19 protein-coding genes and 1 tRNA gene are annotated in these 20,975 nt (G+C 59.1%); 16 read left to right on the forward strand and 4 right to left on the reverse strand.

The window, feature by feature from the left end:
* Positions 1 to 101: 101 nt before the first annotated feature.
* From SIB38_RS02760 to SIB38_RS02775, 4 genes are all read left to right on the forward strand, one after another.
* Complete coding sequence (locus SIB38_RS02760) at positions 102 to 1,250, forward strand: phosphoserine transaminase (RefSeq protein WP_294115420.1); 1,149 nt, start codon at positions 102 to 104, stop codon at positions 1,248 to 1,250.
* A gap of 83 nt (positions 1,251 to 1,333) precedes the next feature.
* Positions 1,334 to 2,929 carry a phosphoglycerate dehydrogenase gene (gene serA / locus SIB38_RS02765; protein WP_294115417.1) on the forward strand — a complete coding sequence of 532 codons (1,596 nt, stop codon included), beginning with the start codon at positions 1,334 to 1,336 and terminating at the stop codon, positions 2,927 to 2,929.
* Positions 2,930 to 3,063: 134 nt separating this feature from the next.
* Complete coding sequence (locus SIB38_RS02770) at positions 3,064 to 3,651, forward strand: ATP-dependent Clp protease proteolytic subunit (protein WP_294115416.1); 588 nt, start codon at positions 3,064 to 3,066, stop codon at positions 3,649 to 3,651.
* Positions 3,648 to 4,379: a metallophosphoesterase family protein gene (locus SIB38_RS02775; RefSeq protein WP_294115414.1), complete on the forward strand. Its 732-nt coding sequence runs from the start codon at positions 3,648 to 3,650 to the stop codon at positions 4,377 to 4,379. Before SIB38_RS02770 ends, SIB38_RS02775 begins: the two co-directional genes overlap by 4 nt.
* Here SIB38_RS02775 and SIB38_RS02780 read toward each other — a convergent pair whose 3' ends face one another.
* The gene (locus SIB38_RS02780) at positions 4,380 to 5,189 is read right to left on the reverse strand and encodes an ATP-binding cassette domain-containing protein (protein ID WP_294115413.1); all 810 of its coding nucleotides are present in this window, start codon (positions 5,187 to 5,189) and stop codon (positions 4,380 to 4,382) included. It lies immediately after the preceding gene.
* Between the two features lie 264 nt (positions 5,190 to 5,453).
* Here SIB38_RS02780 and SIB38_RS02785 point away from each other — a divergent pair.
* Positions 5,454 to 5,529, forward strand: a tRNA-Thr gene (locus tag SIB38_RS02785).
* Between the two features lie 11 nt (positions 5,530 to 5,540).
* Here the strand turns inward: SIB38_RS02785 and SIB38_RS02790 are convergent.
* Both SIB38_RS02790 and SIB38_RS02795 read right to left on the reverse strand, forming a co-directional pair.
* On the reverse strand, positions 5,541 to 7,322 hold the full coding sequence (locus SIB38_RS02790; protein ID WP_412551296.1) for a beta-N-acetylhexosaminidase: 1,782 nt from the start codon (positions 7,320 to 7,322) through the stop codon (positions 5,541 to 5,543).
* Position 7,323: 1 nt separating this feature from the next.
* Positions 7,324 to 8,079 carry a GntR family transcriptional regulator gene (locus SIB38_RS02795; protein WP_294115408.1) on the reverse strand — a complete coding sequence of 252 codons (756 nt, stop codon included), beginning with the start codon at positions 8,077 to 8,079 and terminating at the stop codon, positions 7,324 to 7,326.
* A gap of 217 nt (positions 8,080 to 8,296) precedes the next feature.
* Here SIB38_RS02795 and SIB38_RS02800 point away from each other — a divergent pair, with 217 nt between their 5' ends.
* The 11 genes from SIB38_RS02800 (at position 8,297) to SIB38_RS02850 (ending at position 19,649) form a co-directional block, all read left to right on the forward strand.
* A complete protein-coding gene (locus tag SIB38_RS02800) occupies positions 8,297 to 9,229 on the forward strand; it encodes a carbohydrate ABC transporter permease (protein ID WP_294115406.1) in 933 nt (310 codons plus the stop codon).
* A gap of 1 nt (position 9,230) precedes the next feature.
* Positions 9,231 to 10,073 (forward strand): carbohydrate ABC transporter permease, encoded by an 843-nt coding sequence (locus SIB38_RS02805; RefSeq protein WP_168591256.1) that lies wholly within the window; start codon positions 9,231 to 9,233, stop codon positions 10,071 to 10,073.
* Positions 10,074 to 10,096: 23 nt separating this feature from the next.
* Positions 10,097 to 11,302, forward strand: a complete 1,206-nt coding sequence (locus SIB38_RS02810) for an ABC transporter substrate-binding protein (protein ID WP_412551297.1) — start codon at positions 10,097 to 10,099, stop codon at positions 11,300 to 11,302.
* An 89-nt stretch (positions 11,303 to 11,391) separates the two neighbouring features.
* Entirely contained in the window at positions 11,392 to 12,489 is a 1,098-nt protein-coding gene (locus SIB38_RS02815) for an ABC transporter ATP-binding protein (protein ID WP_412551298.1), read from the forward strand.
* Between the two features lie 9 nt (positions 12,490 to 12,498).
* Entirely contained in the window at positions 12,499 to 13,635 is a 1,137-nt protein-coding gene (locus SIB38_RS02820) for a Gfo/Idh/MocA family protein (RefSeq protein WP_294115397.1), read from the forward strand.
* Positions 13,632 to 14,630 (forward strand): SIS domain-containing protein, encoded by a 999-nt coding sequence (locus SIB38_RS02825; RefSeq protein WP_412551299.1) that lies wholly within the window; start codon positions 13,632 to 13,634, stop codon positions 14,628 to 14,630. The genes SIB38_RS02820 and SIB38_RS02825 overlap by 4 nt, the downstream gene beginning before the upstream one ends.
* Positions 14,627 to 15,673 carry an SIS domain-containing protein gene (locus tag SIB38_RS02830; RefSeq protein WP_412551300.1) on the forward strand — a complete coding sequence of 349 codons (1,047 nt, stop codon included), beginning with the start codon at positions 14,627 to 14,629 and terminating at the stop codon, positions 15,671 to 15,673. Before SIB38_RS02825 ends, SIB38_RS02830 begins: the two co-directional genes overlap by 4 nt.
* The gene (locus SIB38_RS02835) at positions 15,673 to 16,575 is read left to right on the forward strand and encodes an ROK family protein (protein WP_294115391.1); all 903 of its coding nucleotides are present in this window, start codon (positions 15,673 to 15,675) and stop codon (positions 16,573 to 16,575) included. Before SIB38_RS02830 ends, SIB38_RS02835 begins: the two co-directional genes overlap by 1 nt.
* On the forward strand, positions 16,572 to 17,801 hold the full coding sequence (locus tag SIB38_RS02840) for a class II D-tagatose-bisphosphate aldolase non-catalytic subunit (RefSeq protein WP_294115390.1): 1,230 nt from the start codon (positions 16,572 to 16,574) through the stop codon (positions 17,799 to 17,801). Before SIB38_RS02835 ends, SIB38_RS02840 begins: the two co-directional genes overlap by 4 nt.
* Complete coding sequence (gene nagA / locus SIB38_RS02845; RefSeq protein ID WP_294115388.1) at positions 17,798 to 18,937, forward strand: N-acetylglucosamine-6-phosphate deacetylase; 1,140 nt, start codon at positions 17,798 to 17,800, stop codon at positions 18,935 to 18,937. Before SIB38_RS02840 ends, nagA begins: the two co-directional genes overlap by 4 nt.
* Positions 18,924 to 19,649, forward strand: coding sequence for a copper homeostasis protein CutC (locus SIB38_RS02850; protein WP_294115386.1), 726 nt, complete (start codon positions 18,924 to 18,926; stop codon positions 19,647 to 19,649). Before nagA ends, SIB38_RS02850 begins: the two co-directional genes overlap by 14 nt.
* Here the strand turns inward: SIB38_RS02850 and SIB38_RS02855 are convergent, their stop codons facing one another.
* Complete coding sequence (locus SIB38_RS02855; protein ID WP_294115385.1) at positions 19,650 to 20,975, reverse strand: GH1 family beta-glucosidase; 1,326 nt, start codon at positions 20,973 to 20,975, stop codon at positions 19,650 to 19,652. It lies immediately after the preceding gene.

Below are 20,975 nucleotides of genomic sequence, written 5' to 3' on the forward strand. Positions count from 1 at the left end.
ATCGCGAATTTTGCCTGTTGTGCAGCCGCAGCATCCCTTCTATCTCGGTCGGTGGGACACCTCTCCCCAACGAGAGGCATTTATCTGTAAGGATAGCATTGATGGCTACTCAGCAACCGGCTACGCGGCCGGCCAACCCGCGTTTTTCCTCTGGCCCCTGTGCCAAACCCCCCACATTTGATGTCACAAAACTGGCCGACGCCGCTCTGGGTCGCAGCCACCGCGCAGCTGTTGGCAAAGCCAAGCTGAAGGACGCCATCGAAGGCACCCGCGAGGTTTTGGGCATCCCCGCAGATTACCGCATTGGCATTGTGCCAGCATCTGACACCGGCGCGGTTGAAATGGCACTCTGGTCCCTTCTCGGCGCGCGCAAAGTTGAAATGCTCGCATGGGAAAGCTTTGGCGCAGGCTGGGTCACCGACGTGGTGAAACAGCTGAAAATCGACGCTGAGGTGAAGACCGCTGACTATGGTCAGATCGTGGATCTCGCCACCGTTGATACCAAAAACAACGACGTTGTCTTCACCTGGAACGGCACTACCTCCGGCGTGCGCGTGCCCAACGCCGACTGGATTGCCGATGACCGCGACGGCCTGACCATCTGCGACGCCACCTCCGCTGCGTTCGCCATGGACCTGCCATGGGACAAGCTGGATGTGACCACCTTCTCCTGGCAGAAAGTGCTGGGCGGTGAAGCAGCTCATGGTGTGATTGTGCTCTCGCCACGTGCCGTAGAACGTCTGGAAAGCTACACCCCGGCCTGGCCGCTGCCAAAAATCTTCCGTCTGACCAAAGGCGGCAAGCTTATCGAAGGCATCTTCACCGGCGCGACCATCAACACGCCCTCCATGCTGGCTGTCGAAGACTACCTCTTCGCGCTGGACTGGGCCCGTTCCGAGGGCGGCCTGAATGGCCTGATCGCCCGCGCCGATGCCAACGCCAAAGCCGTGTTTGATTTCTGCGACGCCAACGACTGGATTGCCAATCTGGCCGAGAATGACGCGACCCGCTCCAACACCTCCGTGTGTCTGAAGTTCACCGATGACCGTATTCAGGACGGCGCAGCCTTTGCCAAGGCCGTCGCCAAACGTCTGGAAGCGGAAAACATCGCGCTGGACATCGGTGCCTACCGCGACGCGCCAGCCGGTCTGCGCATCTGGTGTGGTGGCACGGTTGAAACCGCGGATCTTGAAGCCATGCTGCCATGGTTGACTTGGGCCTTTGAGGCCGAGATCGCCGCTCAAGCGTAAGCGACTTTAGCCCGGCGGCATCGCCGGGCACCCCCTTCCCCATTCAGGCCGCACTCGGCCACCGACATCAAAGGACGCTCCACATGGCTCCCAAAGTACTCGTTTCCGACAAACTCAGCGAAACCGCCGTTCAGATCTTCCGCGACCGTGGCATCGACGTCGACTTCATGCCTGACCTCGGCAAGGACAAAGACAAGCTGGCCGAGGTGATCGGCCAATACGACGGTCTGGCGATCCGCTCCGCCACCAAAGCCACAGCCAAACTGCTGGAAAAAGCCGACAACCTCAAAGTCATCGGCCGCGCCGGCATCGGTACCGACAACGTCGACAAAGAAGCAGCCTCCAAGAAAGGCGTGATCGTGATGAACACGCCGTTTGGCAACATGATCACCACCGCCGAGCACGCGATTGCAATGATGTTCGCCGTGGCGCGTCAAATCCCTGAGGCCAGCGAGTCCACCCACGCAGGCAAATGGGAAAAGTCCAAATTCATGGGCACCGAGCTGACCAACAAAACCCTCGGCGTGATTGGCGCGGGCAACATCGGTGGCATCGTCTGTGACCGCGCCCGTGGCCTGAAGATGAAAGTGATCGCCTACGATCCCTTCCTGTCTGAAGAAAAAGCCGCAAAAATGGGTGTTGAGAAAGTTGAGCTTGAAGAGCTGCTGCCACGTGCCGACTTCATCACTTTGCACGTGCCGTTCACTGAGCAGACTGCCAACATTCTCTCTGCCGAGAACCTCGCCAAAACCAAAAAAGGCGTACGCATTATCAACTGTGCCCGCGGTGGTCTGGTGGACGAAGAAGCGCTGGCCGAGCTGCTGAAATCCGGCCATGTCGCTGGCGCCGCCTTTGACGTGTTCAAAGAAGAGCCCGCCAAGGAAAACGCCCTGTTCAACCTGCCAAACGTGGTCTGCACCCCGCACCTGGGCGCGGCAACCACAGAGGCACAGGAAAACGTGGCGCTGCAGGTTGCCGAGCAGATGTCCAACTACCTGCTGACCGGCGCGGTGGAAAACGCGCTGAACATGCCATCCGTGACGGCTGAGGAAGCCAAAGTCATGGGTCCATGGATCAAGCTGGCCGACCACCTTGGCGCGTTCTCCGGTCAGATGACCGACGAGCCGATCAAAGCCATCAACATCCTCTATGACGGTGTTGTCTCTGACATGAACCTCGCGGCGCTGAACTGCTCGGTTGTGGCGGGCATCATGAAAAAAGCCAACCCGGACGTGAACATGGTCTCCGCGCCGGTTGTGGCCAAAGAGCGTGGCATTCAGATCTCCACCACCAACCAGGACAAGTCCGGCACCTTTGATGGCTACATCAAGGTGACCGTGGTGACCGACAAACGCGAACGCTCCATTGCGGGCACCGTGTTCTCAGATGGCAAGCCACGTTTCATCCAGATCAAAGGCATCAACATCGACGCCGAGGTGGGTGAGAACATGCTCTACACCACCAACGAAGATGTGCCGGGTATCATCGGCACGCTGGGTCAGACTCTGGGTGACAATGGCGTCAACATCGCGAACTTTACCTTGGGCCGCGCAGATGTCGGTGGCGAAGCCATCGCCCTGCTGTATGTGGATGAACCGGTTCCAGCAGACGCCCGTGCTAAACTGGCTGAAACCGACATGTTCCGCCAGATCAAGCCTTTGGTGTTTGACGTTGCCTAAAGTGTGACCTCTGCAAAATTTGAAGCGCCGCTCCTTTTGGGGCGGCGTTTTTCATTCGCCGATTGGTTGCACTCCCGACAAAGGCAAGGAACATTGTAGGCATTGATCCAATGCATGTTACCGAGGACCGCGATATGACCACAACTTTGCTCGAAAAACCCCAAGACGACACCGCAACCCCAGCCCGCGTTGACCAGCTTTTCTTTCAAAGCCGCAATGTGATTGTGGCGGGTCAAATCGACGACAAACTGGCACAGCGCACCGCCACACATCTGCTGGCTTTGGCGGAAGAAAGCGACGCGCCCATCAATATGTTCATTTCTTCCCCAGGTGGTCATGTAGAAAGCGGCGACATGGTGCATGACATGATTGGCTTCATCAAACCCACCGTGCGCACCATCGGCACTGGCTGGGTGGCCAGCGCGGGTGCATTGATCTTTGTCGGCGCCAAACCCGAAAACCGCTTCTGCCTGCCCAACACGCGGTTTCTGCTGCATCAACCCTCCGGCGGCATTGGTGGTCAAGCCACCGACATGGAAATCCAAGCACAACAGATCCGCATCATGCGGGACCGCTTTGATACGCTGTTTGCTGACGCAACCGGCCAACCCAAAAAGAAAATCGCCGCCGACACCGCACGTGACTTTTGGCTCACCGCGCAAGAGGCCATCGACTACGGCCTGTGCGGCAGCATCATTCAATCTGTAGACGCCCTTAAATGACCATGCCTATTTACGCCATCGGCGACATCCACGGACACCTCGACAAGCTTGAAGAGGTGATGGCGCGTATCGTCGCTGATGGTGGACCGGATGCAGAAGTTGTGTTCCTTGGAGACCTCGTAGATCGCGGCCCCGACAGCAAGGGCGTGATTGAATTTGTTCTGAATGGGCTGAAACAGGGTCGAAACTGGACCGTTCTGACCGGCAACCATGACCGCATGTTCCGCTTCTTTCTGGAGCCGTCGCCCCGGGTGGACATGCGACTGCGGCCCGATCTGTATTGGCTGCATGAACGCCTTGGCGGGCGCGAGACCCTCGCCTCTTATGGCCTCACCTTTGACGCCGAAGCCCGCCTGTCTGAAATCCACGCCGCCGCCCGCGCCACTGTGCCTGATGAGCACGTCACGTTTTTAACCCAGCTGCCCTATACCAAGTTGCACGGCGCCTTGTTGTTTGTGCACGCCGGCATCCGCCCAGAAGTCACCTTGGAAGATCAGTTGGATGACGATTTGTGCTGGATCAAAGAGGATTTCCTGAACTATCCGCACCCTCACCCCTGGCTGGTTGTGCATGGTCACACGCCGGTGTTGCGACCCACGCATTTTGGCAATCACGTGAATCTGGACACCGGTGCTGGCTATGGCGAGGCGATCACGGCGGCTGTGTTTGAAAACGGGCGGGTCTGGCAACTCACCGCAGAGGGACGGCAGGAACTCATTCCTGAATAGTCATGCCGCCTGCTCTTTGTCCCGCGCCTGCTGCAACAACATCTTTGAATGCGCATGCTGCGGCGTTTCCAGCAATTGCTGCGCAAGCCCTTCCTCGACAATCTCACCAGAGCGGAGCACAACCAGCCGATCACACAGGCTGCCCAGCATCACGATGTCCGTGCTGGAAATCACCATGGAGAGCTGTAGCTCATCCTGAAGCTTCAACAGCACATCCAGAAGGCGCGCCTGCACCGACACATCCAAGCCTTGCGCGGGATCCTGCACCACCACAAGCCGTGGGCGGGTCACAATGGCATGGGCAATCGCCACCAACTGCTGCTGAAACAGCGACAAGTCCTCAAGCTCACTTTGCGCCGCAACATGATCCAGACCAACAAGCCGTAAGGCCTCTGCGATGCGCCGCTTCTGCTCGTTCGCGTTGCTGACTTTGGCGTCGACCAACGCCTCCCTCAACAGCGCGTGGGAGGTCAGGCTCTCATCCAGTTCCGCAACCGATTGCGGCGTCACTTGCCGCATCAAAGGCCGCAACTTGCGCTTGTCTGCACGGGTCAGCTTGGCAATGTCCTGTCCCAGAAAGGTCACCTTACCCACTTCCGGCTTTGTGAGACCAAGGATGGTCCGCGCCAATGTCTGTTTTCCTGCCGCGCGCTTACCGACGATGCCCACAACCTCCCCCTGCGCCACTTGCAAAGTCACGTTATGGATGGGACGGGTTTCCGCCTTGGAACCAAACCAGCCACTTTTGGCCGGACGAAAGGATTGAGAGACAGCGTCCACGAAGAGCAGTGTGTTGTCATCACCGTGCATACCAAACCCTCTTCGCTTCAAAATGACCAAACCGACCGCTGCCTCATGCGCCCCCAAACAGGTTTGCGCCGCGCGTCAGCATTGCCACTAAATAGAGGCAAAGGCATTAAAGGTGTCTTGATGGCACATGTTTAATTCGCGAAAATTTCGCGTTCAGGTACATTGTCGAAAAGCCCGACTATTAACAAAGAAAACGCCCACCGGAGCGCGCGTTTTGAAATGGGCTTGCCATGGCTGCGGGGCACTTTTATACACCGCATCGGCGCCGCTGTAGCTCAGCTGGTAGAGCACGTCATTCGTAATGATGGGGTCGTAGGTTCGAGTCCTATCAGCGGCACCATTTTTCCCGATTTATCCAGTCCAGACCTCTGCCCCCGGCAGACTATTGTAGACATGCGCCAGACGGATCAGGTCGTCGGCACTCACGCACTCGACCTGCCAGGCTTTGGAACTGACTCCCAACATACGCGGCATCAACATTGGCCAAAGTTGATCGTCCCGTGTGGTGAACTCTGACCAGAAGGTGCCCTGCACGCCAATGATGCGCTCTACAAGGTCCGCTTCCGGCACCGGCTCCCAGTTGATCGTGTCTGCAAGCGAGACAAACGCAGCCCAATTCGCTCCCCAGTCGTCCTTGTCGCTGGTGTGCGCCATGTCGAGATAAACGTGCTGCGCCGGGCTCATGACCACGTCATAGCCATTGCGCGCCGCCTCCAAACCTGGCCCCTGTCCGGTCCAGCTGAACAGGATCGCGCCATTGGCAATCCCGCCGTTGGCGCCTTTGGCGGCTTCTTCCCAGGCACAGGGCCGCTGGCCGTTTTCCACGGCCTTTGCGCCCAGCTTCTGCATCATCCAACCCTGCAGGTCATCAGTGGTTTCCAGGCCTTCACGCTTCATCAGATCCCGCGCCAACGGGCTGCCCATCCAGGTGCCTTCTGGCAATTCATCACACCCAAGGTGCAGGTGGTTGAACGGGAACAACGCGCCAACCTCGGCCATGATCGCCTCTAGCACATCCCAAGTGCGGGCGATCGCCGGGTTCACCGCATTACCTTTGTAACCCTGCACACTGACCTCAGCACCGTTGTCGCTTGGATCGCGCAACTCAGGGAACACATGGGTCAGGGCAATCGCATGCGCCGGCACTTCGATTTCCGGCAACACCTCAATGTTGAGCGCCTTGGCGTGGGCGATGATCTCCCGCGCGGTGTCTTTGGAATAGCTGCCACCGGCCTCAACCGCGCCGGAGAACAGGGCTGGCAACAGGTGGCCTTCGCCACAGATAGCCGTCTTCTGCCAAAGCTCCGGGAAACACTCGATCTCCAAGCGGAAGGCTTCATCGTCGGCAAAATGCCAATGGAAGCGGTTGAACTTCAACAGCGCCATCAGGTCGAGCAGGTCCAGAATGGTCTGCGGTTCATAGTAATGACGGGCTGTGTCCAGATGTTGACCCCGCCAGGCAAACCGAGGCGCATCCTTGATCACACCACAGGGAAGCGCACTGTGTTGCAGCAACGTCAGCAGGGTGATCGCGCCGTAAAACTCGCCACCAAAATCACCTGCACGCAGGGTCACGCCATCTTCAGAAATCTCCAGCTCATAGGCATCTTCTGGCAAGTCTGCAGCCTCAACCGACACCTCAGTGTCACCCACAAAAGACCAACCACGACGCGCGGCCAAGGCCGCCACGCTTTCAAACGCCGCGCGATCACAGACAAATCCAGAAACCTCAAGCACGCCTTCAGCTGGTGTCCAGCTTTGAGGCTGCGGCACCAGCGGCAGGCCGTCGATTGGGCCCAAATCCGGCAATATCTGCGGGCGGCAGCCGGAGTCAGCCTTGGGCAGTTCGATGATTTCTTTGCCATGGCGCAGATACGGGCCAAGTGGCAACCAGGCGCGGTTGGCGGGTTTGAACCCACCCGCATACTGGATTTCCAATGTATAGGCTTCATTCGCCTTGAGATTTGGCAAGGCAATCTCGGTGTAGCTGCCCAGGGTTTTTGTCACTGTTCCACCTGAAAGCGCCTCAAATGGCCCCATACCGGAGAAACAGAAAACCGGGGCCGTCAGGGCGCGCTCCGGTGTGAAAACACATGTGATGGTGTCGCCCGTGATACGGCTGTCGTAGTGCATGTCAGTCCAATCTGAGTTCGGAAACAAAGTCGTAAATGTCAGAGCGATAAAGCCCGCGTGTCAGTTCAATGGGGCGCCCGGAGCTCAGGTACCCGGTCCGCACAATCTGCAAAACTGCGCTGCCTTCCGGCAGTTTCATCAGGTCCGCATCGTTGGAGGACAAGTTGAGTGCGGTGACCCGCTGAATGGCACGTGTTGGGGCGCTATTGTCCTCGCGCAGAAGCGCATAGAGAGACGTCTCGATCTCCTCGGGGTCACGCAGAATGTCGCGCGGAAGCGATGAGTTCTCCAGTGCAATGGGCACACCACCCGCGCTGCGCAACCGATTGATGCGCGCGACCTTTTCGTGTGCCGCCAGCCCGAGCGTGACCATTTCGTCCGGATTGGGGGAAAACAAGCCACGCGACAGAACCTTGGACGTGGCCGTCATACCGCGCGCCTGCATGGTTTCCGTAAAGGACACGAGCGAGGACAAAGATTGCTCCAGACGCGGCGAGGCTTCGGCAACAAATGAGCCCGCGCCACGGCGCTGCTCGATCAGACCTTCCTCAACCAGCTGCGCCACAGCCTTGCGCACAGTCACACGACTGATGTCCGCTTTCTCTGCCAAATCGCGCTCCGGTGGCAGCTGATCTCCCGGTTGCAGACGCCCTGTGCGAATCTCCGTCGCGATGTGCCGAGACAACTGTTGATACCGCGGCCCACGGCCCGCGCGGTACCAGGTCTCCGGATTAAAGATCGTGTCTGCAATGGTCATCTGGTTTCCTGACATGGTTTAAAAAACAGTACCAATCTACCAAAGTTACGCAAGAGGCCTTTGGAAACTATCTAATATCATATTGTAAAAGCTCCGTAATTTTCACAACGCCTATTTTGGTATTATATTGGTAGCATTTTGGCTTTTTTGAGGTACCATAATTGCAACGCGGTGATTCGCTCACTGATTCGCCGCTCGAAACCAAGGGGGGAAATTGATGGCCGAACTATCCGCACAGGCATCACAACCAGCCGCCGACGCCCGTAGCCGCTCCATGTCTGAAGGACTCTTCGGATGGTTGCTTGTGGCTCCGGCTATGATCTTCATCGCTGTGATTGTTGCCTGGCCACTGGCCGAAACAATCCGCCTCTCCTTTATGGAGGCCGGTTTGGGCGGCGAGAAATTTGTTGGCCTGGAAAACTACGAAGACCTGGCCGACAGCCGCAAATTCCACCAAACCGTTGTCCGCACCTTCTACTGGATGTTCCTCTCTGTGGGCATCAAGCTGGTGATGGGCCTGATCGGCGCGACACTCCTGAATGCCGCTGTTCCAGGCCGCGCCCTGTTCCGCGTCCTGGTTATGCCGCCTTGGGTCATCCCAATGGCGATTGGTTGTATCGGCTGGCTGTGGCTCTATAATGGCTACTTCGGCGTTCTGTCCGGCGTGATGATGAAACTGGGAATCACCGACGGTCCGTTTGAATTCCTCGCCTACAAATCCTCCGCCTTCTACTCCGCCGTTGTCACCGACGTCTGGGTTGGCACTCCGATGGTGACCCTGTTCTTCCTGGCCGCCATGCAGGGTGTGTCTCGTGACCTCTATGAGGCCGCTTGGGTGGACGGCGCCGGGCGCTGGTATCGCTTCCGCCGCATCACCATTCCGCAGATCATGCCGGTGATTGTCTCCATGGCGCTCTTGTCCGCAATCTTCACCTTCAACAGCTTCGAAATCATCTGGATTTTGACCGAAGGTGGCCCACGTGGCGCAACCACCACCCTGATCATCGACACCTATAAAGTTGCGATCGGGAACTACAAATTCGGCGAAGGGGCCGCACGGGCCGTGATCATCGTTGTCCTGCTCGCCGCATTCTCGCTCATCTACTTGTTCTTCCTGAACAAAATCAACAAACGCTACGGGGTGAAGTGATATGATGGATCGCTATTCCAAATTGCAGATGGTGGGCATTTACGCAGCCCTAGCTGTCTTCCTGACCTTCATCCTGCTGCCGTTCTTCGAAATGTTCATGGCGTCCTTGCGCCCTCTGGAGCACCTGTTCCGCAGCCCTTACCAGTTCTGGTCCGACGACTTCAGCTTCCAGGCCTATAAGGACATGTGGGTGACCGTGCCGCTGCTGGGACGTTACATCTTCAACTCGATCTTCATCGCTACCTCGGTGACCCTGATCACGATGTTCTTTGTGGTGCCTGCGGCCTACGCCTATGCCCGCCTGCAGTTCCCGTTCAAAAACATCACTCTGGGTATCTTCCTGGGCGTGAACATGTTCACCGGCGCTGTTTTGCTGATCCCTCTGTATCGCGTGCTGCGCACCATGGGCCTGCTGAACACCTACTGGGCGATGATCGTCCCTGGCGTGGCCTTCCTGATCCCAACCGGTATCTGGCTGCTGCGCTCTTACCTGGAGAAAATTCCACGCGAACTGGAAGAAGCAGCCTTTGTCGATGGGGCCTCCCGTATGTACACCCTGCGCCGCGTTGTTCTGCCTCTGGCCGTGCCTGGCCTGATCGTGGTGAGCGTTGCCGTCTTCATCGGCGCCTATGCCCAGCAGTTCCTGTTCGCAATCACATTCAACCAGACCCGTGAGCTGCAGCCGTTGCCTGCCGGTCTGTTCGAATTCATCGGCTATCAGTCGGTGACCTGGAACGAAATGATGGCTGCGGCCTTGGTAGGTGTCCTACCGGTCATGCTCATCTTCCTGTTCCTACAAAAGTACCTCGTCGCCGGTTTGACGGCAGGCGCGGTGAAAGAATGAGTTCAATCAAGGGAGAGAAGACTATGAAACTCGTGAAACTCACATTGGGCGCGGCCCTGCTGTCTGGGGCAGCAAGCGGCGCACTGGCAGCGGACAAAGAACTGCACTTCATCATGTGCGGCGGCGAAGTTCGCGAAGCCGACCAAGCTGTTGTTGATCAGTTCGAAAAAGACCACGAAGGTGTGTCCGTAAACCTCGAGGCGGTTCCGTGGGGCACCTGCCAGGACAAATCTCTGACTCTGGCAGCCGCTGGTGATCCACCTTCCATCGCTTACATGGGGTCCCGTACCCTGCGTCAGCTGGCCAACAACGACCTGATCGTTTCCGCCAACATCGACCCAGAAGCCCCTTACCAGCCTGGCGTTCTGGACACCGTGACCATCGAAGGTACTCAGTGGGGCTACCCACACGCCTTCTCCACCAAAGCGCTCTACATCAACTGTGGCATCATCGAAGAGTCCGGTCAGGAATGTGTGGCTCCAGCAACTTGGGATGACATGTACGCAATGGCCAAAGGCGTTGTGGACAACACCGAAGTTGCAGGCGTTGGCCTCTCCGGCAAAGACTTCGACAACACAATGCACCAGTTCCTAAACTACCTGTACTCCAACGGTGGTACTGTGATCGACGGCGCGACCGGCGAAAACAAACTGGACAGCAAAGAGACCCGCGAAACGCTGGAATTCTACGGCAAGCTCGTAGACGTTGCACAGGACGGCCCAACCGCATGGGAGCGCAGCCAGCTGCGTGATCTGTTCAACGACGGCAAGATCGCCATGTATGTGACCGGTCCTTGGGGTCACGGCCAGCACAACGAAGACATCAACCAGCTGGTTGCGCCAATCCCTGCCGATCCTTCCGGTGAGAGCGGCTCCATCCTGATCACCGACTCCATCGTGGTGTTCAAAGGTTCCGGTCACGAAGATCTGGCCCACGACCTGGCGCAGCGCATCACCTCCGGTGACAGCCAGTACGACCTGGACAGCAGCTGGGGTCTGACACCGATCCTCGACTACACCAAGCTGGGCAAAGACGAGCCTTACTACAACGACGGCATCTGGCCAATCTTCACTGCATCGATCTCCACCGGTGGCCCAGAGCCGCTCGTAGAAGACTTCAAATCGCTGCAGTCCGTGTTCACCAACATGGTTCAGGGCATCATCCTGAAAGACGACACCGTCGACAACCTGGTGACCATCGCAGCTGAAGAGCTCGACGACGCCCTCTAAGGGTTCCTCCCTGCTCCGGGCGCGCCAAACTGCGCGGCGTGCCCGGGGTGCCTCCACTCACGAAACTTCTCAGACAAACGGACAGACCCATGGCGACGCTCAACCTGAATGCTATCAACAAGTCCTTCGGTTCGGCCAAGGTGTTGCACGACATCAGCCTGGCAATCGAGGACAGAGAATTTGTGGTCTTCGTAGGCCCATCCGGCTGCGGCAAATCAACCTTGCTGCGCATCATCGCCGGCCTCGAAGAATCCACCTCCGGCTCCATTGTGATCGGCGGCGAAGACGTCAGCGACGCAGCCCCAGTGGACCGTGGTATCTCCATTGTGTTCCAATCTTACGCGCTCTACCCACACCTGAGCGTCTACGAAAACATTGCCTTCCCACTGCGCGTGCAGAAGATGGAAAAAGGCGAAATGGACGCGCGCGTGAAACGCGCCGCCGACATCCTGCAACTCACCGAAAAACTCGATCTGAAGCCGGGCCAGCTCTCCGGTGGTCAGCGCCAGCGTGTCGCCATCGGCCGCTCGATTGTGCGCAACCCGAAGGTCTTCCTGTTTGACGAACCGCTCTCCAACCTCGACGCTGCCCTGCGGGGCGACATGCGCGTGGAACTGAGCCAACTGCACAACCAACTCGACGCCACCATGGTGTACGTGACCCACGATCAGGTCGAAGCCATGACCATGGCGGACCGCATTGTGGTTCTGAACGGCGGTCAGGTTGAGCAGTTCGGCACGCCAATGGAACTCTATCACCACCCTGCAACCAAGTTTGTTGCGGGCTTTATCGGCCAGCCAAACATGAACTTTGTGCCCGCCACCGTTCTGGAAACCACCGGCGCTCTGACCGTTGAACTGGAAGGCGGCCACCGCATGTCCTTGCCCGTGGACACCGCTGGCGTTTCCAAAGGCGACACCGTTGAAGTGGGCATCCGCCCCGAGCACGTAACCCTCGCCGAAGAAGGTCTGGATATTACTGTAGACGTGCTGGAGCGCCTTGGCGGCGTCTCGATCACCTACGGTACCATTGGCAACGGCACTCGCTTTTGTGCCTCCCTGTCCGGTGACGCACCAATTCAGCAGGGCAAAAACATGCGCCTGTCCGTGGCGCCAGAAGATTGCCACGTATTCCAATCAAATGGTCAGGTGCTGCGCCGCAAATCCGCGCCAGCTCTGGTGGCGTAAGGACCTCCCATGCGCGTTGTCACAGCAGGCATAGGTCTTCGGGCCGGGCATGTGCTCTCCATCCTCAAGGAGGCCATGCCGGAGGTGGAGTTTGTCGGGTTCTATGACCCGCAACCCACCCATTTGGACATGATCGGCACCGAGGTGCCCCAGTTTGACACAGTAGAGACTATGCTGGCGGAAACCGCGCCGGATCTCTTCTTTGTCGGCTCGCCCAACAGCTTCCATCTGGAGCATATCAAGATCGGCCTCGCTGCAGGCGTGCGCATCTTTACTGAGAAACCTGTGGTCACCACCAAAGAGGAGACCATGGAACTGGCAGCGCTCCTGGCGGAGCATGGCACCGACAGCGTTATGGTCGGCCTAGTGCTGCGCTATTCGCAGCATATGGTCGATCTGCGCCGCGTGCTGGATCAGCTTGGCCCGATCACGTCGCTGGAAGCCAACGAGCACATCGCTCCCTATCATGGCGCGTTCTTCATGCGCGACTGGCGGCGCATGGTGCAGTGGTCCGGCGGCTTCATGCTCGAGAAATGCTGCCACGACATCGATATTTACAACATGGTGACAAGATCGCGTCCCTCCCAGGTCGCGAGCTTTGGCGGGCGCAAATCATTTGTTCCGGCGTTTGCGCCCGCCTCAAACACCGAAAACGAAATCATGCACCGCAAGAAAAGCGTCTGGCAGAGCATTGATGACCCGTTCCACTCAGACGGCGACATCATCGACTATCAGACCGCGATTTTGCAGTACGAGAGCGGCGCCTCCCTGTCGTTTCACACCAACCTGAACGTGCCAGATGAGCACCGCCGGTTCTGTGTGATGGGCGCTCTGGGCATGGCCGAAGGCGACTTTGTCCGCGGCTATCTGAAAGCCACCGCACGCGATGGCTCGGTGATTGCCGACCACGATTACACCCAAATGGACAGCGCCCGGGCCTCGGCTCACTACGGCGCGGACCACATGATGGTGGACGACATCGTGGCCTTCCTAAGAGGCGAAACCGAGACCCTACCGGTTGGCGTGGTTGACGCGCTGGAGGCAGGCCTTGTCGCGATGGCGCTCGATGAAGCGCGCATCGACGGAAAAATGATCAACATGGCCCCTGTTTGGGCCGAATTCGATAAGTTTGGATTGCGAGAATGACAATGAACAGCCCCGTACACGGCGCAATGATGGCCAAAGAGAGCGCAGAGGCACTTGATGTCTTTGCCAAGACCGCAACTCAAGACGTTTCGCTGCCAAACCTGGACGCTGTGAAAGCGATCTACACCATTGCACGCGGTTCCTCCGATGCAGCCGCCAACATCCTGTCTTATGAATTTATGCGGGAACTTGGCGTGCCAGTGACCTCGCTGCCGCCGTCGATTTTCTCCATCGGCAAAGGTGTGTCTATGGGCAACGCCGCCGCGCTGGTGGTGAGCCAGTCCGGCGCCTCCGAAGACCTCGTGCGCAGCGCCAAAGGCGCCGCCTCCCGTGGGGCCAAAGTTCTGGCGCTGACCAACATCCCGGACAGCCCTGTGGAAGCTGCTGCTGATGCCACCATCGCAATCGGAGCCGGTCCTGAAAATGCCGTTCCGGCCACCAAAACAGTGGTGGGTTCTGTGGCCGCTGGAATGGCACTTTTGGCCGGTATAGAGTCTTCCTACGACGTTAAGCCATCCGCAAATGCCATCGCCGCCGCGCCTTCCACGCTGCCAGATGCCGCCGCCCTGCGTGCCGCCTTCCTGCGCGCGCGCCACTTCTATGTGATTGGCCGTGACACAGGTTTTGGCGCCGCCCACGAAGTTGCGCTGAAGCTCAAAGAATGCTGCGCCCTGCACGCCGAAGCCTATTCCGCGTCTGAAGTGCTGCACGGTCCGCTGCAACTGGCGACCAACCCGATGATGGTGCTGATCCTCGACACGGGCCAGGCCGACATTCAAGACAGCCTCGATCAAGCCGAAGCGCGTTTCACCGCTGTTGGCTGTGACGTGCATCGCATTCGCGTGACAGACCTGATCGACACGGAAATCAAGCCAGCCGCCGCAGCCGCCTACCTTCTTGCGCTGATCTACCCGGTCATCCTTGAAACCGCGCTCGCAATGGGCTTGAACCCGGACACTCCGGAAACTCTGGCGAAAGTGACCCAGACCACATGAGCACGACCTTGGACACCTGGGCCACGTGGCGCGAAATTCACCAGCAGCCTGCCGTTTGGCGGGCCTGGGGCAACGCGCTCGACGTAACAGGCCTGCGCAGCTGGATTGCTGCGCAGAACGCAGACGAAGTATGGTTCTGTGGCGCAGGTACAAGCGCGTATATTGGCGATATCATCGCCGCAGCTGTGCCGGGCACCCGCTCGGTCCCTTCCACCGATCTGGTCGCAAACCCGCGAGCGTTCCTGACTGGCAACCGCCCATTGGTGGTCAGCTTTGGCCGCTCCGGCAACTCTGCTGAAAGCCTCGGCACTCTGGATGTTCTGGACGCTTTGGCCCCAGAAGCCCCGCGGCTGCACATCACCTGCAACCCCGACGGCGCGCTCGCAACCCGCACATCGCCGAGCCCGCTGAAGGTCATCAACCTGCCTGAAGTCACCCACGACGCAGGCTTTGCCATGACCAGCAGCTTCTCCACGATGCTCCTGACGGCCTTGGCGCTGTTTGACGAACCTTGCGATGTACCAGCGCGCTTCAACGCGCTGGCTGATCAGCTTGAAGGTCTGCTGCCACAGTTTGGCACCCCGCGCCCCGATCGCGCGGTCTATGTCGGCTCCGGCCCACTGGCCTTTGCCGCCCGTGAAGCTGCACTGAAGGTTATGGAGCTTACTGCAGGTCAAACCCCTGCGCTCTGGGACAGCTCGCTGGGCTTCCGTCACGGTCCAAAATCCTTTGTGCGCGACGTGACCGCGATCACCGTGTTCAGCAGCCCGCAGGCGCCAACAAACGCCTATGACACCGACTTAGTGGCAGAATTGCGTGCGCAGTTCCCAGACGCCCGTGTGACCAATATTGGCCCCGCAGGCGACATCGCCATCGACATGCCCTTTGGCACCGCCTGGGCCGCACCGCTGTGCATTGCGTCTTCGCAAATCGACGGCGTGAAATGGGCCGCAGATCTGGGCCTCAATGTTGACGACCCCTTCACTGGCCAAGGCACGCTCTCGCGCGTGGTCTCTGGTGTGAAACTGCACGGAGTGGGCTGATGACCGTTGCGGGGATCGATCTTGGCGGTACCAAATGTGAGGTCCGCCTGTTTGATGCAGAATGGAACGAGGTGGCCCGCCACCGCGAGCCAACGCCAAAAACCTATGAAGGTCTGGTGCAAACCGTGGCCAATCAGGTGGCCTGGGCTGAAGCCGAGTCCGGTGAAAAACTGCCCGTTGGCATTGGTGCCGCTGGTCTGGTCAATCCCCAAACCGGCTTGGCCCTGACCGCCAATCTGCCAGCCACAGACAAGCCACTGCCAACAGACATCAACGCTGCTGCCGGCCGTCACATCACCTACGTGAATGACTGCCGCGCATTGGCCTTGTCCGAAGCGGTGTTTGGTGCTGGCAAAGGTCAGAATATTGTCATGTCCCTGATCCTTGGCACCGGCATTGGTGGCGGTATTGTGGTGAATCAGTCTCTGCTACAGGGCCCAACCTTGACCGGCGGCGAGTTCGGCCACACCTCTGCGCCCGCGCATATCGTGTCCCGTTACAACCTGCCCATTCGCCGCTGTGGCTGTGGCCGTTTGGGCTGCATCGAGACCTATGTCGCGGGGCCGGGTTTGGCCGCTTTGGCTGAAACCCTCACGGGCCAGAGGGTCACGCCACCGGAAATCGCCGCCCGCCGCCATGATGACATGGCCGAGGTCTGGGATGTGTGGTGCACTTTGGCCGCGGATATGATCCACAGTCTGACTCTAACCGCCGATCCGGACGTGATTGTGCTGGGTGGTGGCCTGAGCCAGATCGACGGTGTGATCCAGGACCTTTCTGTTGCCGCACAAAAAGCCCAAATCGGGGATTTCTCCACCGCCCGCCTGACCTTGGCGCAAGGCGGTGACAGCAGCGGCGCCCGCGGGGCCGCGTATGCCGCTTGGCAGGAGGCCAACTTATGACACACGCCCTGCGTTCTATTATTCAGAAAAACCGCGCTGGCACACCAGTGGCGATCCCATCGGTTTGTTCCGCACATCCCGACGTTCTGCGCGCCTCCCTAGTGCTGGCCGAACGACTGGACCGCCAGATCGTGATTGAATCCACCTCCAACCAGGTCAATCAAGACGGCGGCTACACCGGCATCACACCCGAAGGTTTCATCCGTTTCGTCTATGGCATTGCCGACCGCGCCAATGTCGCCCGCGAGCGCATCATCTTTGGCGGCGACCACCTTGGCCCACAAGCCTGGCGCTCCATGTCCGCCGATGACGCGATGGAGAAAGCCCGCGTTCTGGTGCGCGACTATGTGAAGGCCGGCTTTGGCAAGATTCATCTCGATTGTTCCGAAGGCTGCGCCGGCGAAGCTGCGCAACTGACCGACGATCAAACCGCAGAGCGCTCCGCTAATCTTGCCCGTGTTTGCGCGGAAGAAAGCGACGATCTGCTGTTTGTGGTCGGTACAGAAGTGCCGCCCCCCGGAGGTGCCCGTGCTGACGAAGATGGCGACATCCCGCCAACCAACGCACAGGACGCCGCCGCCACGCTTAAGGCCCACATCGACACCTTTGGGGAACTGGCGTCCTCTATTGGCGGCCTCGTGGTACAGCCCGGCGTCGAGTTTGGCCCCACAGACGTGCATCACCTGCCGCTCAATCGTGATCCCGGCTTCCTCGCCGCCATCGCCGATCACCCAACTGTATGCCTGGAAGCACACTCCACCGACTATCAACGCCCGCTCACCTATGTGCGCCTTGCGGAACTTGGCTTTGCCTTCCAGAAGGTGGGCCCGGCGCTGACCTTTGCTTACCGGCAGGCGGTTTATGCGCTGGATGCGCTGCGCCAACCCTCCGGCGTGCTGCGCGCCACGATGGAAGAGTTGATGTTGAGTGATCCAAAGTATTGGCAAGGCCATTACCACGGCGACACAAATTGCCTGCGTCGCCAGCGCCACTTCGGTCTTGCGGACCGCATCCGCTACTACTGGCCACAGCCCAAGGCGCAAGCCGCGGTGCAGCAGCTCCTCTCGGACACCCCTGACACCCTGTCTGAAGCGCACGTCCGCGCCGCCTTTGGCACCACCACGCTGGAACGTGCCGAACAATTGTCTGGTTCTCACGCCCAACGCCTGATCGATGCGCAAATCGAACTGGCGCTGGAACCCTATTTCTTTGAGGTATCCCCATGACCGATCGTTGGATCGCCCCGGACCGTTTGTTTGACGGTCACAGCATTCAAACTGGCGTCGGTGTGCACGTCAAAGACGGTCAGATTACCGAAATCGGACCCGCCCCGAAGAATGCTCTCAAGGTTTCCGGCCTGCTGACGCCCGGCTACGTCGATTTGCAGGTCAACGGTGGCGGTGGCGTGTTTCTCAACGAAACTCCCACACGCGACGGCATTGCCACCATCGCAGAGGCCCACCGTCGCTTCGGCACCGTGGCGCTCCTGCCCACAGTGATCACCGACAGCGCCGACGTCCTGGACAACGCCGCCAATGCGGCCATCGCCGCGCAGGGCTTGCCGGGCGTGATGGGTCTGCACATCGAAGGGCCACATATCTCCAAAGAGCGTCGTGGCACCCACGAAGCAGACTACGTGCGCCCGTTTGACGACCGCACCATGGCGGTGGTGACCCATCTGCGCGACATCAACATTCCGGTGCTGATCACCCTGGCACCAGAGGTCACCCCTCTGAAAACCATCGCCAAGCTGGCAGACACTGGCGCTGTGGTCTCCATTGGCCACACCAACGCCACCGCCGCGCAGATCAACGAGGCCATCGAGGCCGGTGCCACCTGCGCCACCCACCTGTTCAATGCCATGTCACCAATGACCAGCCGCGAACCCGGCGCGGTCGGTGCAGTGATCAACTCAACTATCTATTCTGGTATCATCTGTGACGGCCATCACGTGGCTGACAGCATGGTGGGTCTGGCCGTGCGCGCGCGCCCGGAAAACGATCGCATGATCCTTGTGTCGGATTCCATGGCCACCGTGGGGGGACCCGATCACTTTGACCTCTACGGCCATCGTGTGATGCTAAAGAACGGCCGCCTGATCAACAAAGAAGGCAGCCTGGCCGGTGCGCATGTCACGCAAGCCGAAGGCGTTCAGCGGTTGATCCACAAGGTCGGTCTGTCTGAGGAAACCGCGCTGCGTATGGCCATCTCCAACCCAGCCACCTGCATTGGGCTGCCGGACATTGGGCAGCTGGCAAACCGCCGCACCGACGACGTGCTCCTTCTGGGTGACGATCACGCTGTGCGTGCCACTTTGACCGAAGCACTTGAGGCCCAAAAGACCGCAGATGCCGCGGAATAGTCTCACATTTGAGGTCTGCATCGACACCGCCGCTGGGTTTACCGCCTGCGACGATGTGGTGGACCGCATCGAACTGTGCAGCGCCCTGGACGTGGGCGGATTGACCCCATGCCCGGGCCTGATTGCCGCCGCACAGGACAGCGCCATTCCCTCACATGTCATGATCCGGCCGCGCGCCGGAGATTTCTGCTATGACGTGGCTGATCAAAAAGCCATGCGCGCCTCCGTCGAGGCCGCGAAACAAGCCGGTTTAGCAGGTGTTGTGATTGGTGCATCCAAAGGCGATCAACTGGACCTCCCCACCCTGCGTGACCTTGTCGCTGAGGCGGAAGGACTTGAGGTGACCCTACATCGGGTTATCGACTTGCTGCCGAATCCACTGGCGGCCATGGAACAGGCGATTGAACTCGGGATTCACCGCATCCTGACGTCCGGTGGCGCCCCTCGCGCTGTGGACGGTCAAGCCACTCTGCGCGCCATGCAAGAGGCCGCTAAAGGTCGGATCGAGATCATGGTGGGCAGCGGCGTATCAGTCTCTAATCTGGCCGAACTTGCGCAAAATACCGGCATCACGTCGTTCCACGCCTCCTGCAGCACGGCGAGTCCGGTGGCGGAGCATCTGCACCACTTCGGCTTTGCCAAAACGCAGAAGATCACCAACCGCGCCACCGTTCTGGCTTTCCGCAAAAAACTCGACAGCCTCTCTGCTTGATCAGTAGCGCAGCGCCTCTGCCAGAGCATGGTAAGATTGCTTCGGCGTGCGCTCAAACGTGTCAAAATCCACGTGGATCAGACCAAACCGCTTTTCATAGCCCAGCGCCCACTCGTAATTGTCCATCAAAGACCACACATAGTAGCCCGCCAAAGGCACACCTGCGTCAATCGCATCTTTCGCCGCCGCCAAATGGCTGTTGAGATAGGATATCCGATGCGGGTCCGCGACCACACCATCCGCAATCTCATCTGGCGCCGACATGCCATTTTCAGTCACGTAAATTGGCAAATTTCCAGTGTATTCCTGAGCCATGCGCACCAAAAACGCCCGCAACGCATCGGGATAGATCTCCCACCCCATCGAGGTTTTTGGCAAGTCGCCCACACTCTGCCGATACCGCGGCCAGGGAGCTGCGGCATCATCATGCACCAGCGTGCGCGTGTAATAGTTGAGCCCGCTCCAATCGACCGGGGAACTGATCACAGGGAAATCATCCTGCCAGCCGGTTGGCAAATGCGGCTCCAGCCCCTCAAGAGCCAGTTCCGGGTATTCCCCTTTGAAAATCCCCCCGAGGAAAAACCGATTGTAAATCGCGTCATAGCGCGCGGCGGCAGCGACATCTTCCGGCGAGTCACTCGCCGGGGTCGCCCATTCAAAGTTACACACCGCGCCGAGGTTTTTCATACCCAAGCCACGCATTCGCTGGATCGCCGTACCATGCGCCAACATGATGTGGTGCATCGCCCGCGCGGTGGCACGAATGTCGCGCAGACCCGGCGCATGGGCCCCAACAAAATGGCTGAGCCAGCCCACACACCATGGCTCGTTGATCGGCGCGACCGACCAAACGCGGTCTCCGATCCGCCCCATCACCACTTCCGTGAAATCGCCAAACCACTGCGCCACATCGCGGTTGCGCCAGCCGCCCAGATCGGCCAGCGCGGAGGGCATCTCCCAGTGATACAGTGTCACTGCCGGTTTGATCCCGCGTTCCAACAGCCCGTCCACCAACCGGTCATAAAAATCGAGGCCCGCCTCATTGACCGCGCCACGCCCCTTCGGCAGCACCCGCGCCCAACTGGTAGAGAACCGATAAGCATCCACGCCCAGACCGGCAATCAGATCGAGGTCTTCCTCAAGCCGATTGTAATGATCACAACCCAACGCGCCGTTTTCAGCCCGCACCACATTGCCCGGCGTGGCGGCAAAATCATCCCAGTGCGTGCGCCCGGCACCGCCATATTTGTGACCCTCAATCTGATAGCTCGACGTGGCCACGCCAAACTGAAACCCATCAGGAAAATCGGAGCGTTTGTGCTGCAT

The organism is Shimia sp. MIT910701, assembly GCF_047126315.1.
Classification (GTDB): Bacteria; Pseudomonadota; Alphaproteobacteria; order Rhodobacterales; family Rhodobacteraceae; genus Shimia.